Source organism: Serratia sp. BNK-23 (assembly GCF_047456145.1).
Lineage (GTDB): Bacteria > Pseudomonadota > Gammaproteobacteria > Enterobacterales > Enterobacteriaceae > Serratia > Serratia nematodiphila.
Genome location: NZ_CP179900.1, coordinates 2,855,838 through 2,871,365, shown reverse-complemented (window position 1 = coordinate 2,871,365; position 15,528 = coordinate 2,855,838). Strand labels below are relative to the sequence as shown.

The window sequence follows — 15,528 nt, the reverse complement described above, 5'->3', positions numbered from 1 at the left end:
CTCCTTACAGCGGTTTATCGATGCGCCGGTAGATGTCGTCCAGCTCGGCGATGCGGGTGCGGTAGCTTTTGAGCAGACAGGCGGTGTCACCGCCGCACCGCTGGCGCTTGGTCAGCCAGGCCTGCTGGCTGTCCTGCATCGCGCCGCGCGCGCCCATGGCGAACAGGCCGCGCAGGAATTGATATTTGGTGGCCATTTGCACGTCCAGATCGTTCAGCGTGCGGTCGGCGCAGATGGCGCGTTCATCGCTGCCTGCCGCCTTGGCGCAGTCGAAGCTGGCGGCAGGGGCGGCGAACGGGGCCGCCAGAGCGGCGAGCAGCAGCGCGATCGGGGTAGATTTCATGGCGCCTCCATCAGTTATCGGTCTACAGGGAATCGATGATTTTCCATTCACCGGGCTGCAGTGAACCCAGCGAAAGATTACCCATACTGTAGCGAATCAGGCGCAGGGTAGGGAACCCGATATGCGCCGTCATGCGACGCACCTGGCGGTTTCGCCCTTCGAACAGGGTGATTTTCAACCAGCTGGTGGGGATGGATTTGCGTTCGCGGATCGGTGGGTTGCGCGGCCACAGCCACTGCGGCTCGGCGACCAACTCCACCCCGGCGGGCAGCGTCGGGCCGTCTTTCAGCGTGACGCCGCTGCGCAGCGGCGCCAAATCGCTCTCCTGCGGCGCGCCCTCGACCTGCACATAGTAGATTTTGCCGGTGCGCTTGCCCGGCTGGGTGAGCTGCGCCTGCAGCTGGCCGTCGTTGGTCAGCACCAGCAGCCCCTCGCTGTCGCGATCCAGGCGCCCGGCGGCGTAAACGTCGGGGAAGGGGATGTACTCTTTCAGCGTGGCGCGGCCGGCTTCGTCGGTGAACTGCGGCAATACGTCGAAGGGCTTGTTGAATAACACAATGCGGCGCGGCCCCTTCGGCGCGGCGGGTTTGGCGGCATTCGGCTTGCTGAATCGTTTAACGTTGTGATTTCTAACAGAGAATTTTTTCATAACGGTTGAGATTACGGATGATAAGCGCATTATAACCGAATCCGTTTCGGATTGGCGCGGACCGAATATTCAAGTAGTATCTACACGCATCTTACAAAGCATTAACAAAATTGCGCTTGAAGGAGAGGTTGATGGAAAGCAAAGTAGTTGTTCCGGCAGAAGGTAAAAAAATCACGGTTGACGCCCAGGGTAAACTGGTTGTTCCTCATAACCCGATCATTCCGTTCATCGAAGGCGACGGCATCGGCGTTGACGTGACTCCTGCCATGATCCACGTGGTTGATGCGGCCGTTAAAAAGGCTTACCACGGCGAACGTAAAATCTCCTGGATGGAAATCTACACCGGCGAAAAATCTACCCACGTTTACGGTAAAGACGTGTGGCTGCCGGACGAAACTCTGGACCTGATCCGCGACTACCGCGTCGCCATCAAAGGCCCTCTGACCACCCCGGTCGGCGGCGGCATCCGTTCTCTGAACGTGGCCCTGCGCCAGCAGCTGGACCTGTACGTGTGCCTGCGCCCGGTGCGTTACTACCAGGGCACCCCAAGCCCGGTCAAACAGCCTGAGCTGACCGACATGGTGATCTTCCGCGAAAACGCCGAAGACATCTACGCTGGCATCGAGTGGAAAGCCGGCTCCGCCGAAGCGGACAAAGTGATCAAATTCCTGCGCGACGAAATGGGCGTGAAGAAAATCCGCTTCCCGGAGCAGTGCGGTATCGGTGTGAAGCCATGCTCCGAAGAAGGGACCAAGCGTCTGGTGCGTGCGGCGATCGAATACGCCATCACCAACGACCGTGACTCCGTGACCCTGGTTCACAAAGGCAACATCATGAAGTTCACCGAAGGTGCCTTCAAGGATTGGGGCTATGAGCTGGCGCGCGAAGAGTTCGGCGGCGAGCTGATCGACGGCGGCCCATGGCTGAAGATCAAGAACCCGAACACCGGCAAAGAGATCGTGGTTAAAGACGTGATCGCCGACGCCTTCCTGCAGCAGATCCTGCTGCGCCCGGCGGAATACGACGTGATCGCCTGTATGAACCTGAACGGCGACTACATCTCCGACGCCCTGGCGGCCCAGGTAGGCGGCATCGGTATTGCGCCGGGCGCCAACATCGGCTCCGACTGCGCCCTGTTCGAAGCGACTCACGGCACCGCGCCGAAGTACGCCGGCCAGGACAAAGTGAACCCAGGCTCCATCATCCTGTCTGCAGAGATGATGTTGCGCCACATGGGCTGGTTCGAAGCGGCTGACCTGATCGTTAAAGGCATGGAAGGCGCCATCGCCGCCAAGACCGTGACCTATGACTTCGAACGCCTGATGGAAGGCGCTAAATTGCTGAAATGTTCAGAGTTTGGCGACGCTATCGTTAAACACATGTAAGTGTGTTCAGCGCTTGAATGAGAGCGGGAGCCTAAGGGCTCCCGTTTTTTTTACGGTTCAAATATGTGTGAGGTGTCGGACAGGCTCACTGAGTGGCGTTAGCCGATTCACGCACCACCAGCACCGGGCAATTGGCGTGGCGGACGACGGCGGTGGCATTGGAGCCGAGGAGATAAGTGATCGCAGAAGGGCGGTTGGAACCCATCACGATAATCTCCGCGTTGAGCGCATCGGCGAGCTCCAGGATCTGATCTTTAGGATCGCCGACGGCAACGTGCGTGGTCACTCTATCTTCAGGCACGCTGAATTCTTTGGCCGCTTTTGCCAGCCCCTCGGTTGCTACCGTAATGATTTCGTCTTTGGTTTCTATCGCCGCCGTGGCGGCAAAGCCGAAAGCGGCATAGGTGGCGCGCGACGGGATCACCGCCAGGAAATGGACGTGGGAGTCTTCGAGCCTGGCGAGCGCGTTGACATGCGGGATGACCTGCTGTGTTAATTCCGGTTCGGTAATATCCACGGGAACCAAAATAGTTTTGTACATACTCCCTCCTTATCGTTTTCAAAAAACTCCACTTTTTGGATTATAGCTGCTTAACGCAGGGAAAGGGGAGATCCAGGTGGCAGAACTAAAGAAATTGGCCGCCAACAATCGGAGATAATCGCTACCTTGGTTATAGAGTATAAACAGAGAATATCAGATGAACTAAGGGATAAACAGCAAGAAAAACTAAATAATTATTTTTATTCAATGGGTTATGAGTGCGCCTGGATAGTCAATACAAAAACAGTTTTGCTAAATTAGCAATACTAATCGAAAGCTTGCTACTGGACGATTAGTCTAACACTCTACTACCTGGGGGTGAGGTTTACCTGGACGTTAGAGGCATAGAAGGTGCTAATTTGCTGAAATGTTCAGAGCTTCGTGGTGCTACCTTTAGGCATATTTAATACGTTCGGTGTTTTAATGGAAGACAAATCTCAGCGTGTTCGTCTTGATGCATATGTAATAATCATTGACATAATTCCGTAAGGTGACTTGTTAATGATTCGGAAAAATAATGTACCTGAATATAGGCATTTTTCGGTTGTATTATTTTAACGTTTTTATGATTTTTATTAGTATTGAGGAATCTATTTTTAGGTCAAAATAGACTATCGATCTTCTATGGGTTATGGCTTGCCGATATGGTTTCTATGGCTTTTTTTTGATATAGGTATAGATGATTATGTAGGAACTTAACCCACCATGTTTTTACATTTTCTAATAATACCTAATTGAACTGTTTTGTTTGGAATAATTTGATGGTTTAGTGTTATAGATAATAGTTGCCTTTAACATAAATTTTTAATGACGATCAAGAGGTGCATAATGAATTTTAGTTTGATACTTTACAGATATAATACTGCTCTGGATAGAGGCAGAAAAACAGTACAATTATCAATTGCAATAATGACTATTTGGATGGCGTTATGTGTATTCGTTTTTAAAATTGTTGATCTTTCATTCAATAAGGGTGACTTAAACGCCAGTATTCATGTTGACTTTGACTGGGATGTGTTTTCTTCATGGGGGATCGTGATATTTATTACATTGATTGGTGCCGTGTTCCATGGATTCCATGCGTCTAATGCTGAATTAAAAAATGCGAATGCAATAATAGACGACTTATTTATATCCGAAGATAAAGATATGGACAAAAAGTTAACCAGTCTGAACAATATCGCCAGCGAGCTTGAGCGTTATTGTATCAAAGCATCTGCGCTGAATTTGATTTCATTTATGCTTATTTTCTTCAGTTTCCTTCATGGTTATCTATCAATTGGAGAAATAATCCAAGGGCTTAGGGAGAGTAATTACCTGGCTTTGATAGTCGTGTCTGTATTTATATTGGCTTTTGTTGCATATTATCATGATGTGATTGTTTTTCTTAATGACCGAAAACGAAAGCGCAACAAAGAAAAGGTGTAAATTATTAATAATTTCAGTATATTGATTGTTAATGGGGATTGATGTGTCTTATCGCTATATACATTTTTTTCATTTTTTTAAATTGAGAGTGTATTTGACATGTGAAGAAAATATGCGTTTAACCTTAAGGGAGAGGGCTGTTTCATCGAAACTCTCGTCTTCTACGCTGACGGCTGCTTTTTATGAGTCTTACATCACTTTTCGATTGTGAATATTGAGCTGCTATTGTTATTGTTTTTCAACTGACAACATCCATAAGGACAGGGATATGAAAATAACGCATTCAGGCTATAAAACCGGCGTTGCTACAGTATTGGCGGCGATGACCGCGCTGGCATTAACGGGGTGTGCCAAGAGCACGGCCCCCAGCCAAACCGATCCGGTAAATAAAGAGGTTGACGATCTTTTCACCAACCTTGGCGACCCAAAGACGCCGGCACCGGGAAAAGAGAAAGAACACTATATCGCCCAGTTGCAGGCCGCGATTCAAAGCCATTTGAAAGATGCCGAAGCCTACTCAGGCAAGCGTTGCACATTGAGCATCAAGCTGGCGCCGGACGGTATGCTGATCAGCATTCAGGCTGAACAAGGGGAACCGGAACTTTGCCAGGCCGCGATCAAAGCAATCGCCAATGCGCGTCTGCCTAAGCCGCCAACGGCCGCGGTTTACGAAGCGGTCAAAAACAGCACGTTGGAATTTCGCCCGCAGTGAATAAACAATGCTGTTTCCGTGCAACGCTATCCCGGTCAAGGCCGGGATTTTTTATTGCCGTCACCCTGCGTTAATGGGTGAAAATCACTAAAGCCTTTGATGAATGGTGACGATAACCCTTAAAACTCCTGATTATAAAAGAGTGGCCATGCGTTTTTTCTGGGTCAACATCGGTGGCAGCGTCGCGGAAGTTTTGAAGGGCGAATTCTTGTGGGCGCCGCAATATGGAATAAATAAGACTGGGAACATGTTTAAACCTGCCGGGTGGGAAACGGTCAAAAAAGTCAAAGAGGGTGACCTGATTTTTTGCCACAAGGGTAGGAAGATTATCGGCGTGGCGACAGCGGTACGCGATGCTTACTCTGCACCGCGGCCTGAGCATCGGGTCGCGGGACCGCCGCATATTGCGGGTACCCAAGTCGATTTGGAACTGACGCGTCTTGAACTACCTATTGATGTTTCCCTTTTTAATCAGGCGTTCATACGCATGCACAACCAGGCTTGCCTTCCGCGCGTTTTTAATAAGAAAGGCGGATGCACCGAAAACTATATGTGCGAGATCCCCGCGCCGGCAGCCGCGTTGATCGCCGGTTTTATCTCGGAAAATCTCTCTATCAACCTCCATGCGGATACCGTCGAAATCACCAGAGAGGTCGGTGGTGAGCAAGAAAGGGTGATTCAGGCGCGGATTGGGCATGGTCCCTATCGCGATAAAATGTTTAAGCGGTGGGGAAATCGGTGTGCGGTCACGGGGATTGCTGAGCCGTCCATTCTCATTGCCTCTCACATCGTTGCCTGGTCGATTGCGACCCCAGAAGAGAAAGTGGATCCGCACAATGGTCTGCCGTTAATCCCCAATCTGGACAAGCTGTTCGATCGCGGCACGATCAGTTTTGCCGATGACGGACGTTTGCTGTATCCGCAGACGAAGAGCAGCTTGTTAGATGAGTTAAAGATCCCGCTGGATGCGAACATTAGCGGGTTGTCTGAAAAGAACAGAGCTTACCTGCGGCGGCATCGAGCGAGATGGGGTTTTGAAGTAGAGCCCTGATGCAGGTTTGCCAAATCAGGACCGGGGCTCTTACCGATACATCATCGCGCTCACGCGCTCGCTTCGGTCTTTAAAACCGTTGCTGCGCATCGTGACCACATAGTAGCGATAGTGATGTTTCTGTGCGTATTCGCGCACCAGATCTTCGGCGAACAGGTCGCTGAAGGTGACGGTGGTGACAAACGTCAGGCCTTTCACTTCGTAGGTGCTGATCTCTTGCGGGGTGCCGATATACGGCGGCGGGAACACGGTTTTGTGGAACTGGCAGCCCGCCAGCAGCAGGGCAAACAGCAGGGCGGCGGGTATTTGCGGTATGCTCATCGGGAAAAGCTTTCCTTCCTTGGCGTGTGTTTTAGTAACTCTATAATAGGATTACAAAATTCGGCGGGGATGTAAAAATTATCCCGCTTCGGTTGCCGTTTCGTTGAAGCGGTGTCGCCGCCCCCCATCAGAATGAAGGGATAAACATGTTTGTTCGTCTTGCCACTGAAACCGATGTCGCAGCCCTGATCGCCCTCGACAGCGTCGCCGAACACGAACCGCAGCGCGCGGCGCAGATCCGGGCCTGGTGCGGGCAGGGGGATTGCTATCTTGCCGAGGAACAGGACGTGGTGATGGGCTATGGCGTACTGCACTATCACTTCTTCGGCTGCGGTTTTATCGAGATGCTGAGGGTCGGCGAGCGCTATCGCCGCCGGGGCGTCGGGCAGGCGTTGATTACGGCATTGAAGTCCCATTGCCGACACCCGAAGCTGTTCACTTCCACCAATCGTTCCAACCTGCCGATGCAGCGGCTGCTGCTGAACGCCGGATTTGTCGCCAGCGGCCAGATTGACAATCTCGATGACGGCGATCCGGAGCAGGTCTTTTTTATCCCGCTGCGCTAATACAGTCGGACATCGACCGCCTGCTGTTGCAGCCAGGTGCTGACGTAGCCATAAGCGGCATAGAAGGCCAGCAGCGCGAAGAGCAGCACCGAAAGCGAGGCCAAAAATTTGACGTCGCCGTGCTTCGAAAGCTGGTAAGCGCAAGAGATAAAGGCCAGCAGGCACAGCAGGGTGAAGGCGATGGCCAGCGTGGCGTAGAAAATAAGCATAACGAAACCCGTTCTTCCTTGTGAGCCTGGCAAGGATACCACAGACAAAAAAGGGGCCCAAACGGGCCCCTGCGTGATTCGCTGCGGGAGGTTTACTCCACCGCGTCGGGATGGTTTTTGCCTTCCTCGATAAATTCTTCGTCGATCTCTTCGATATTCTCCTCGCTGTCGCGGCCGGACAGGATGTTCCAGCAGGCGATGAACAGCGCGGCGATCAAGGGGCCGATGACGAAGCCGTTGATGCCGTAGATCTCCATGCCACCCAGGGTGGAGATCAGGATCAGGTAGTCCGGCATTTTGGTGTCTTTGCCCACCAGCAGCGGGCGCAGGATGTTGTCCACCAGGCCGATCACCACCACGAAGAACACTACCAGGAAAATGGCTTTCCACAGCATGCCGGTGGCGAAGAAGTAGATCACCGCCGGCACCCAGATGATGGCGGAACCCACGGCCGGGATGATCGACAGGAACGCCATCAGCGCGCCCCACAGCAGGCTGCCGTCGATGCCGGTAAAGTAAAACGCCAGCCCGCCGAGCGCACCTTGCACCACGGCGACCACCACCGTGCCCTTGACGGTGGCGCGGGAGACGGCGGCGAACTTCACGAACAGATGGTGTTTCACGTGCTGGGAGAGCGGCAGCGCTTCGAGCGCCAGGTTCACCAGATAGGGGCCGTCTTTCAGCAGGAAGAACAGCAGATAGAGCATCACGCCGAAGCCGACGACGAAGTTGAAGGTGCCCTTGCCGATCAGGAACACGCTGCCCGCCAGATATTGCCCGCCCTTGAGCGCCACCTCGGAAAGCTGCTTTTGGATCTCGGCGGCGCTGTTGAGGTTATGCTCCGCCAGGAAGCGCTGCGCCCAGCTGGGCAGGTGGCGCATAAAGTCCGCCAGCATGGTCGGCAATTGGCTGTTGTTGGTCTGCAGCTTGGTGTAGATCACGTTGAATTCCATCGCCAGCGACGAGGCGATGATCGCCAACGGCGTGAACACGATCAGGCAAATCAGCGCCACCGTCAGCAGCGACACCACGCCGTTGCGTTCGCCGACGTACTGCTTCAACTTCTTTTTCACCGGATGGAAAATCACCGCCAGAATAACCGCCCACAGCACCGAGGAGTAATAAGGCCCCAGCACGTCGAGAAAGGCGGCGGTAACGATGAACAGGATCAGAATAAAGAATCCCTTGGAAATGCCTTTAGACATCATAGTCGTCCCTCAAAAGATGAATTTTCAGCATAGATGAACTGAATGAAAACAACACTATCATCACCTTTGCTTAACCGGTAGGGGATTTTTAGTGGCGTATTCCATAGGGTTATTAAGGGCAAGGCGGGCGCCGCACGGTGAACAGGCGGCGGCGTGAGAAAAGAAAGAGGGCTAAATAATTAACAAAATTTATCGATTGTGTTTCATTTTGTGAGCCGCGCTTGCCGCCTGCGCCAGGCTTTCCTAGTTTTTAGGAGGGCGGCCGTTCGCCCGATACCACGAAGGAGTATGCAAATGACTGAACACAAACGACTTGCCGTTATCGAAAAGGTGCTGCTGATCGCTTTCGCCGGTGTGCTGGTTTATCTTGCCGCGACCGGCGCCTTGTCATTATCGGGTCTGGACCATCACTGGCCTTATCCTTCGCGCTGAGCGTGATTGATCTCACCACGCAGACCCGATAACGATAACTAGCAGCTGTACCCTACAACACTGGATCCCAGAATAAATCGCCCGTCATTCGCCTCGTTCTTTGGCGCGCAGGGCGGTGACGCTCTCTCCGCCGACGCCCCAGTTGTCGGTGGCTACCTCGTCAATCACCACGAAAGTGGTGTGGCGTGGCTTATTCAGCACCTGCTCCAGCAGCGCGGTGGTTCCCTCGATCAGCATGCGCTTTTGCGCGGCGCTGACCCCTTCGTCGGTCACTTTAATGTTGACGTATGGCATGGCGTTTCTCCCCGGTTTCACCAGACGCCGGCGGTGGCGCCGCCGTCAACCGCGAGCGCCGCGCCGGTAACGAAATTGGCGTCGGTCAGATACAGCACCGCATCGACGATGTCCTGCGGCTGGCCGACGCGGCCGGTTGGCGCCAGTTGCCGCATCTGCGCCAGACTCTGTTCATCATTTTGATGCATCGGCGTGGCGATGATGCCGGGCGCCACGGCGTTGACCATCACGTTGTGCGGCGCTAACTCCAATGCCAGCTCGCGCACGGCGTGGTTAAGGCCGCCTTTAATCAGCACCGGCAGCAAAGCGGGCACTTTGCTGTTGGGCTGCATGGCGATCGACGCGGTGATGGCGACGATGTGGCCGGCACCGCGTTGCTGCATATGCCGGGCGGCGGCCTGCGCCGGGTAGAAGAAGCCTTTCAGATTGGTTGCCACCATCGCGTCGACCTCCTCCGGCGTATAGTCGGCGATCGGCTTGGCGATAAATATGCCGGCGTTATTGATGAGAATATCTACCTGACCAAAAGCCTGTATCGCCAGGCTGAACAACCGTTCGGCGGTTTCCGGCAGCGCGATGTCTCCCGGCGCCAGCAGCAGATTGGCCGGGCGGCCGAGTTTGTCCGCCGCCGCCTGCAGCCGTTCAAGCGAACGGGCGTTTGCGACAACCTGATAGCCGCGCGCCAGGTAGGCTTGCGCGATGGCGAAGCCCAAGCCGCTCGATGCGCCCGTGACGATGACCGTTTTTACTTTGCTCATTTTCTCTCCTCGACAGGATAGGGATTGATCGTACGTGAACGGTAATCCATACCTGATGATTGAAAAATGAGGGGGAAAGAACTTTAATTTATACCTTATGTAATGAATTAGCAGGGAGAGACATGCAACGCCATTTTGACGACGTTCAGGTGGGCAGCATCGAGCTGTTTTGCCTGACGGTAGAAACCGGCAGCTTCACCGCAGCGGCCAATGCCGCCGGGATAACCCCTGCGGCGGTCAGCCGCTCGGTCGCGCGTCTGGAGACGCGATTGCAGGCGAAGCTGTTTATCCGCACCACACGCCAGATGCGCGTCACGGATGCCGGCCAGCGTTATTACCTGGAATGTCGCCGGGCGCTGAGCCAGCTGATGGAGGCCGAGGCGAGCATTTCCGGCGAACGGGACAAACCGGTGGGCACGCTCAGCATCAGCGCGCCGACGCTGTACGCGCATTTTAGGCTGTTGCCGCGTTTGCCCGAGTTTGCGCAACGCTATCCCGATCTCAAGCTGAATCTGCACGTCAGCAATCAGAATATCGATTTCTCCGAAGATAAATTCGACGTCGCCATTCGCGGCAGCGAGCTGAACGACTCCGGCCTGGCGGCGCGGCGTCTGGAGGAGGCTGAACTGATCGTGGTGGCGACGCCGGGCTATTTGCAACGCCACCCTGCGCCGCTCACGCCGGCGGATCTGGCCCGGCACGATTGCATTCAGTATGCGTTGCCCAGCACCGGCAGAAAAACCGCCTGGACGTTTAAGGTTCAGGGCGAAAACAGCAAAGTGGATACTGCCGGGCGCTGGCTTTGCCAGGAAGATTACCTCGCCACGCTGACGCTGGTGAAAAGCGGCGCCGGACTGATGCAGGTGTATCGCTTTACCGTCGAACAAGAGTTGAGCAGCGGGGCGCTGGTCGAGGTATTGAAAGATTACGCCGGCGCCTCGCGTCCCTTCATCCTGCTTTACCCCTATGCGCGCTTTGTCCCGCTGAAGGTGCGGAAATTCATCGATTTCCTGACGCAAGCGTAGCCGCCAGCGCCAATACCGCTCCAGACGCCGCCGCCGCCAGCACCAGCCACGCCGGGGCAGCCCAGCCGGCTGCGGCCACGATGGCGCTCAGCGCGACCGGGCCGATCACCTGGCCGAGGTAGTTTCCCTGCATCACCAGCCCGAGGCTCAGCGGCAGCAGCGTCGGTTCCGGCGTCGCCGCCGGCGTGGCGGCCAAAATGGTGGCGGGCAGTATGCCGGCGATGGCGCAGAACAGGAAACACAGCGGGATCAGCAGGCCGTTGGGCGTCATCGGCAGGAAAATGCCGACGCCGAAGACCCCGATCAACAGGCTGGTGGCGGCGAGCAGCGTTCTGGCGGGTAGCCCGCGCGACAGCAGCACGCCGGCGGCGAGGTTGCCGACGATGTTGGCCGCCACCGCCGCCGCGCTGATGCCGCCGGCGGCCGCCAGTGACAGACCGATGCGCTGCATCAGAAAGATCGGCAGAAAGGTCATCACCGAGAAAAACTGCAGGTTGTATGTGGTGAACATCAGCGCCAGCAACAGCGGCTGACGCGCCCGCAGCATCGCGCCCAGCGCTTGTCGCAGCGGCAACGGCGGAGCGTGCGCCTTGGCGGCGCGGCGGGACGTGGTCAGCGGCAGCAGCAGGGCGGCCAGCAGCGTCAGCGCCGCACCGGCCTGCCAGCTCTGCTGCCAGTCGGCCAGATGCGGGCCGAAAAACAGCGAAATGGCGATGCCCGCCGGCATGAAGGTGCTCCAGATGCCAAAAACCAGGTTGCGCTGCGCCGGGGCGACGATGCGGTTCAGCACCGCCGGCGAGGCAACCACCACGATCACGAAGCCGAGGCCTTCGACAAAGCGGCTGACGATCAGCCCGCTGAAGTCGTGCAGCGTGGCGCCGGCGAAGCTGGCGGCGCTGATGATCAACAGCCCGAACGCCAGCAGGCGCCGGTCGCCCCAGCGGCGCACCAGCAGCCCGGCGGCGATGCCGCCGAACACTCCAACGAAGGGAAAGGCCGAAATGACCCAGCTGAGCGTCTCCAGTGAACGGCCGAACTCGGCCTGCAGCGCCGGCAGCGCGATGGTGGCCTTACCCACGTGCAGCGCCGCGGCGATGCCGGCGAACAGCACGTTGATGACGGCCAGCCAGGGCGTGGCGGCGGGGGAAATGCGGTCGATGGCGTCCGGTTTAATCGCGGTCATAACACTCTCCAGTGGCGGTAACGCCCTCACTATGCCTCTGCGCTACGACAGAAGTCGTTCAAATGCTGCGCTGTCACGTGGGGAAATTATTCATTTCGAGCTTTATTTTGCGCGCCTCGTTGTTTGGTGCGCCAGCGTGCCGCCCGGCGTGGACGCGGGTGCCCGTTCAGCGGTTTACTGTTCCGGCACGCAGCAGGCGTGTTGAATTCACTTTATAAGGAGCAGTGTATGTCAGAGATGATGAACGAGAGTAGGGCGTCGGCCATTGAATGGAGCTATGGCGGCCGGGGCGATGATATCAGCAGCAGCCTGAGCCTCGACACGGTAGAGGAACAGCCGCAGGGTTTCTTGATGACGGTCGATCGGCCGGTGCAGATCTTTACAGAGGCGCTGTCGCCGATGATGGCCTTTGTCACGCTGCTGCGCCCGCTGTATGCCAAGACCAGCGCAGGCTTCCAGTATGTGCCGGTTTCCCACCCCTGGACCGACGTGCAGCGCCTGCCGGCCAGCGCCGGTTATCTGGGGGTGCAGGTCAACGCCGGGCTGTTCTTCCACGGGGCCAAACCGACGCACTATAAAGATCGCGACGGCCAGATGAAACCGATCGACGGCGGCACTATTTTGCAGAACATCACCGTGCTGCATCAGGTGGCCCAGCCGCTGGGGCCTGGCGAAGGCGCGGTCTGAGCCGGCAGTGCTACCACGGGGCCGGACGCGGCCCCTTATCGTGCCTTGAAACCGTGCGCCGGTTGGGTAAAACTGGCTGTCTATTCAAGGAGAAGAGTATGTACAGCGACAACGAGAAAAAGTTTTATATCATCCTCAACCGCAATCACGAACCGGCCACGCTGTTTAACGCCTCCTGCCATCTGACGGCGGGCATCACCGATCTGATCGAGCAGCGCGAGTTTCACCACTATCCGAGCAGCCTCGACGGCGTCAGCGCCAATATGAGCCACTACCCGATCGTCATCCTGCAGGCTAAAAACAGCAGCCAGCTCAGCAACCTGATCCTCAAATGCAAGGAGGAGGGCGTGCTGTCCAACTTCTTCACCACCACCATGCTGTCGCACTCCGCCGAGCAGCAGATCGCCGACACCGCCAACACGCCTTACGAGCAGTTGGATTTCGTGGCGGTGGCGCTCTACGGCGACACTGAACAGCTTAAGCCGCTCACCAAGAAGTTCTCCGTCTACCGTTAATCGCGAACGGCATCACATCAGGGGCGGCAACGGCTATGATATTTTTCCATCAAATCGTTGATGGAGATGAACATGAGCGGCAAGAAAACCACCATGGCGGCCATCGCCAGAGAGGCGCGGGTCGGCATCGCCACCGTCGATCGGGTGATCAACCAACGCGCGTCGGTGCGGCCCGTCACCCAGCGCCGGGTGATTGAGGCGGCGAAAAAGTTGGGGTTCGCGTTGGAGAAGTCCCACTGCCTGTCGGCGGTGCTGGGCAGGCCGGAACGCCGCCTGAGAATGGGGTTCATCCTGCTGCGGCGCGAACACTCTTTCTATGCGCAACTGGCCGATGAGCTGATGGCGCAAGCGGCGCCGTATCATGAGCCGGGTCAGCCGCCGCAGTTTATCTTTCACTCTCTCAATGCCATCGGCGACACCGCCGCCGCCATTAGCCAATTGAGCCGCCAGGTGGAAGCGATCGGCGTGCTGGCGCTGGATCACCCCCTGATCCACTATGCCGTAGAAGAAGCCGCCCAGGCGGGCATCAACGTTTTCGCGCTGCTGTCGGATTTATCGGTGCCCAGCCGCGCCGGCTACATCGGTCTGGATAATCAAAAAGCGGGCCGCACCGCCGGCTGGGCGGTGGATCGTCTGTGCCGGCGGCAGGGCGACGTCGGCGTGATCATCGGCGACAACCGTTTTACGTGTCAGGAGGCCTGCGAGATCGGTTTCCGCTCTTATCTGCGTGAGCAGATGAGCGGCCAGCGCGTGCTGGAACCGGTGCGCAGCCATGAGGACGCGGAAACGGCGCGCCGGGTCACGCGTGAACTGCTGGCGAGCCACCCGGAGCTGGCGGCGCTGTACGCGCCGAGCGGCGGTGTGGAGGGCATTATTCAGGCGTTGCGAGAGAGCGGCCGGCAGCGCGACATCACGCTGGTGTGCCACGGCCCGGTGCAGGGCGGTGAAATGGCGCTGCTCGACGGCACGGTGGATCTGCTGCTGTGCCACCGCATTCCCGAATTGGCCGCCACGATCGTCGAGACGTTGCTCGCCGCCGATGAACAACCGGGATTACGCCACATCATTAATCGCTTCGATGTGATCACCAAAGAAAACCTCTGACGGCCGCTGAGCCGTATTCTGCTGGGCGCAGCCAGGCGCCGCCTATATTTGATTAAAAACCATCAAATATTTTATCAAAAATAGCGCGATCTCTATCAAAAAATAAAATTTTCATTATTGATGGTTTTGGAATTTTTGTTTGATACTGCCGGCATTCCCTGCAAAAAAGGAGCCGTCGCCATGACTTTGCCTATCGCCAATGCGCCCTGCAGTTGGGGCGTAGATGATCCGAACAACCCCCATTTGCCGCCCTACGCCACGGTTCTGCAAGAAGCGTCGGCGGCCGGCTACCGCAGCATCGAGCTGGGGCCGTGGGGCTATCTGCCGACGCAGAGCGAGGCGCTGTGCGCCGCGCTGGAGCAGCATCGTCTGTCGCTGGTGGCCGGCACGATTTTTGACGATCTGGTCAGCGAGGCGAACATTGAGCGCCTGCTGGATCTGACGCATCGGATTTGCCGCAACCTCTCGCGGGCGCCCAGGGCGGAGCCGAGCGAGGGCGATCGCGCCGCGCCGCCGTTCCTGGTAATTATCGATTTCGGCAATCCGCAACGCGCCAGATTCGCCGGGCGTTCAGATTTAGCACCGCGTTTGTCGCAGGCGGAGTGGCAGAGGATGATCGGGCACATTACGCGCATCAGCGAACTGGCCTGGCGGGAATACGGCGTGCGGCCGGTGGTGCATCCGCACGCCGGCGGCTGTATCGAGTTCGCCGACGAAATCGACCGGTTGGCGGCGGACATTCCGCATCACACCGCCGGATTGTGCCTGGATACCGGCCATCTGTATTACGCCGGGCTGGACCCGGCTGCCTGGCTGATCAAGCACTTTGATCGCCTCGATTATCTGCACTTCAAAGACGTCGATCCGCAGGTGTTCCGCGAGGTGCTGGCGCGCGGCGTCGATTTCTTCACCGCCTGCGCCGAGGGCGTCATGTGCCCGTTGGGCAGCGGGGCGATCGATTATCCGCAGCTGCGTGCGCTGTTGGCCGAGCGCGGATACCGGGGCTGGATCACTATCGAGCAGGAGCGCGATCCGCGCAATGTGCAGGGCAGCCTGCAGGACGTCACCGCCAGCTTGCGCTACTTGCGCGGCCTCGGCTTTTAATCAGGAGAAACAC

Annotated in this window: 20 protein-coding genes; 11 read left to right on the top strand and 9 right to left on the bottom strand. The window is 56.7% G+C overall.

Translation table 11 applies throughout. From position 1 onward, the window contains the following. Nucleotides 1–4: 4 nt before the first annotated feature. Together ACMGF9_RS13595 and rluE are read right to left on the bottom strand one after the other, a co-directional pair. Nucleotides 5–343 (bottom strand): lysozyme inhibitor LprI family protein, encoded by a 339-nt coding sequence (locus ACMGF9_RS13595; protein ID WP_015377610.1) that lies wholly within the window; start codon nucleotides 341–343, stop codon nucleotides 5–7. A gap of 22 nt (nucleotides 344–365) precedes the next feature. Continuing rightward, nucleotides 366–992 carry a 23S rRNA pseudouridine(2457) synthase RluE gene (gene rluE, locus ACMGF9_RS13590; RefSeq protein WP_021505540.1) on the bottom strand — a complete coding sequence of 209 codons (627 nt, stop codon included), beginning with the start codon at nucleotides 990–992 and terminating at the stop codon, nucleotides 366–368. A gap of 131 nt (nucleotides 993–1,123) precedes the next feature. Here rluE and icd point away from each other — a divergent pair, with 131 nt between their 5' ends. Beyond that, nucleotides 1,124–2,377, top strand: a complete 1,254-nt coding sequence (icd, locus tag ACMGF9_RS13585; RefSeq protein WP_015377612.1) for an NADP-dependent isocitrate dehydrogenase — start codon at nucleotides 1,124–1,126, stop codon at nucleotides 2,375–2,377. An 85-nt stretch (nucleotides 2,378–2,462) separates the two neighbouring features. Here the strand turns inward: icd and uspF are convergent, their stop codons facing one another. Further along, nucleotides 2,463–2,918 carry a universal stress protein UspF gene (gene uspF, locus ACMGF9_RS13580; RefSeq protein WP_118892114.1) on the bottom strand — a complete coding sequence of 152 codons (456 nt, stop codon included), beginning with the start codon at nucleotides 2,916–2,918 and terminating at the stop codon, nucleotides 2,463–2,465. An 828-nt stretch (nucleotides 2,919–3,746) separates the two neighbouring features. On the opposite strand from uspF, the gene ACMGF9_RS13575 reads away from it, so the two are divergent. The 3 genes from ACMGF9_RS13575 to ACMGF9_RS13565 all read left to right on the top strand — a co-directional run bounded on the left by ACMGF9_RS13575 (nucleotide 3,747) and on the right by ACMGF9_RS13565 (nucleotide 6,109). Beyond that, nucleotides 3,747–4,346 (top strand): hypothetical protein, encoded by a 600-nt coding sequence (locus ACMGF9_RS13575; RefSeq protein WP_015377613.1) that lies wholly within the window; start codon nucleotides 3,747–3,749, stop codon nucleotides 4,344–4,346. A gap of 322 nt (nucleotides 4,347–4,668) precedes the next feature. Further along, nucleotides 4,669–5,058: a cell envelope integrity protein TolA gene (gene tolA / locus ACMGF9_RS13570; protein ID WP_226988551.1), complete on the top strand. Its 390-nt coding sequence runs from the start codon at nucleotides 4,669–4,671 to the stop codon at nucleotides 5,056–5,058. A gap of 148 nt (nucleotides 5,059–5,206) precedes the next feature. Further along, nucleotides 5,207–6,109 carry an HNH endonuclease gene (locus ACMGF9_RS13565; RefSeq protein WP_015377615.1) on the top strand — a complete coding sequence of 301 codons (903 nt, stop codon included), beginning with the start codon at nucleotides 5,207–5,209 and terminating at the stop codon, nucleotides 6,107–6,109. A 30-nt stretch (nucleotides 6,110–6,139) separates the two neighbouring features. Here ACMGF9_RS13565 and ACMGF9_RS13560 read toward each other — a convergent pair whose 3' ends face one another. Beyond that, a complete protein-coding gene (locus ACMGF9_RS13560; RefSeq protein WP_414160285.1) occupies nucleotides 6,140–6,430 on the bottom strand; it encodes a hypothetical protein in 291 nt (96 codons plus the stop codon). Between the two features lie 146 nt (nucleotides 6,431–6,576). Between ACMGF9_RS13560 and ACMGF9_RS13555 the strand changes: the two genes are divergently transcribed. Then, a complete protein-coding gene (locus ACMGF9_RS13555; protein WP_099981932.1) occupies nucleotides 6,577–6,996 on the top strand; it encodes a GNAT family N-acetyltransferase in 420 nt (139 codons plus the stop codon). Here ACMGF9_RS13555 and ACMGF9_RS13550 read toward each other — a convergent pair. Continuing rightward, nucleotides 6,993–7,205: a hypothetical protein gene (locus ACMGF9_RS13550; protein WP_075684882.1), complete on the bottom strand. Its 213-nt coding sequence runs from the start codon at nucleotides 7,203–7,205 to the stop codon at nucleotides 6,993–6,995. The two genes, ACMGF9_RS13555 and ACMGF9_RS13550, sit on opposite strands and share 4 nt — an antisense overlap. Before the next feature lie 92 nt (nucleotides 7,206–7,297). Then, entirely contained in the window at nucleotides 7,298–8,413 is a 1,116-nt protein-coding gene (locus ACMGF9_RS13545; protein WP_015377619.1) for an AI-2E family transporter, read from the bottom strand. A 294-nt stretch (nucleotides 8,414–8,707) separates the two neighbouring features. On the opposite strand from ACMGF9_RS13545, the gene ACMGF9_RS13540 reads away from it, so the two are divergent. Continuing rightward, a complete protein-coding gene (locus tag ACMGF9_RS13540) occupies nucleotides 8,708–8,845 on the top strand; it encodes a hypothetical protein (protein WP_004941229.1) in 138 nt (45 codons plus the stop codon). An 84-nt stretch (nucleotides 8,846–8,929) separates the two neighbouring features. Here the strand turns inward: ACMGF9_RS13540 and ACMGF9_RS13535 are convergent, their stop codons facing one another. Both ACMGF9_RS13535 and ACMGF9_RS13530 read right to left on the bottom strand, forming a co-directional pair. After that, nucleotides 8,930–9,139: a tautomerase family protein gene (locus ACMGF9_RS13535; protein ID WP_015377620.1), complete on the bottom strand. Its 210-nt coding sequence runs from the start codon at nucleotides 9,137–9,139 to the stop codon at nucleotides 8,930–8,932. A 17-nt stretch (nucleotides 9,140–9,156) separates the two neighbouring features. Continuing rightward, nucleotides 9,157–9,897, bottom strand: coding sequence for an SDR family NAD(P)-dependent oxidoreductase (locus ACMGF9_RS13530; protein WP_015377621.1), 741 nt, complete (start codon nucleotides 9,895–9,897; stop codon nucleotides 9,157–9,159). 122 nt (nucleotides 9,898–10,019) lie between these two features. Here ACMGF9_RS13530 and ACMGF9_RS13525 point away from each other — a divergent pair, with 122 nt between their 5' ends. After that, nucleotides 10,020–10,922: a LysR family transcriptional regulator gene (locus ACMGF9_RS13525; RefSeq protein ID WP_015377622.1), complete on the top strand. Its 903-nt coding sequence runs from the start codon at nucleotides 10,020–10,022 to the stop codon at nucleotides 10,920–10,922. On the opposite strand, the gene ACMGF9_RS13520 is transcribed toward ACMGF9_RS13525, so the two are convergent. Next, entirely contained in the window at nucleotides 10,897–12,105 is a 1,209-nt protein-coding gene (locus ACMGF9_RS13520; RefSeq protein ID WP_350981527.1) for a CynX/NimT family MFS transporter, read from the bottom strand. The two genes, ACMGF9_RS13525 and ACMGF9_RS13520, sit on opposite strands and share 26 nt — an antisense overlap. 228 nt (nucleotides 12,106–12,333) lie before the next feature. Between ACMGF9_RS13520 and ACMGF9_RS13515 the strand changes: the two genes are divergently transcribed. The 4 genes from ACMGF9_RS13515 to ACMGF9_RS13500 all read left to right on the top strand — a co-directional run bounded on the left by ACMGF9_RS13515 (nucleotide 12,334) and on the right by ACMGF9_RS13500 (nucleotide 15,515). After that, entirely contained in the window at nucleotides 12,334–12,792 is a 459-nt protein-coding gene (locus tag ACMGF9_RS13515) for a hypothetical protein (RefSeq protein WP_414160284.1), read from the top strand. Nucleotides 12,793–12,890: 98 nt separating this feature from the next. Further along, nucleotides 12,891–13,307 (top strand): DUF2000 domain-containing protein, encoded by a 417-nt coding sequence (locus tag ACMGF9_RS13510; protein ID WP_004941246.1) that lies wholly within the window; start codon nucleotides 12,891–12,893, stop codon nucleotides 13,305–13,307. A 72-nt stretch (nucleotides 13,308–13,379) separates the two neighbouring features. Beyond that, nucleotides 13,380–14,411, top strand: coding sequence for a LacI family DNA-binding transcriptional regulator (locus ACMGF9_RS13505; protein ID WP_015377625.1), 1,032 nt, complete (start codon nucleotides 13,380–13,382; stop codon nucleotides 14,409–14,411). Between the two features lie 180 nt (nucleotides 14,412–14,591). Continuing rightward, on the top strand, nucleotides 14,592–15,515 hold the full coding sequence (locus tag ACMGF9_RS13500; RefSeq protein WP_021505535.1) for a TIM barrel protein: 924 nt from the start codon (nucleotides 14,592–14,594) through the stop codon (nucleotides 15,513–15,515). The last annotated feature ends 13 nt before the right edge of the window (nucleotides 15,516–15,528 follow it).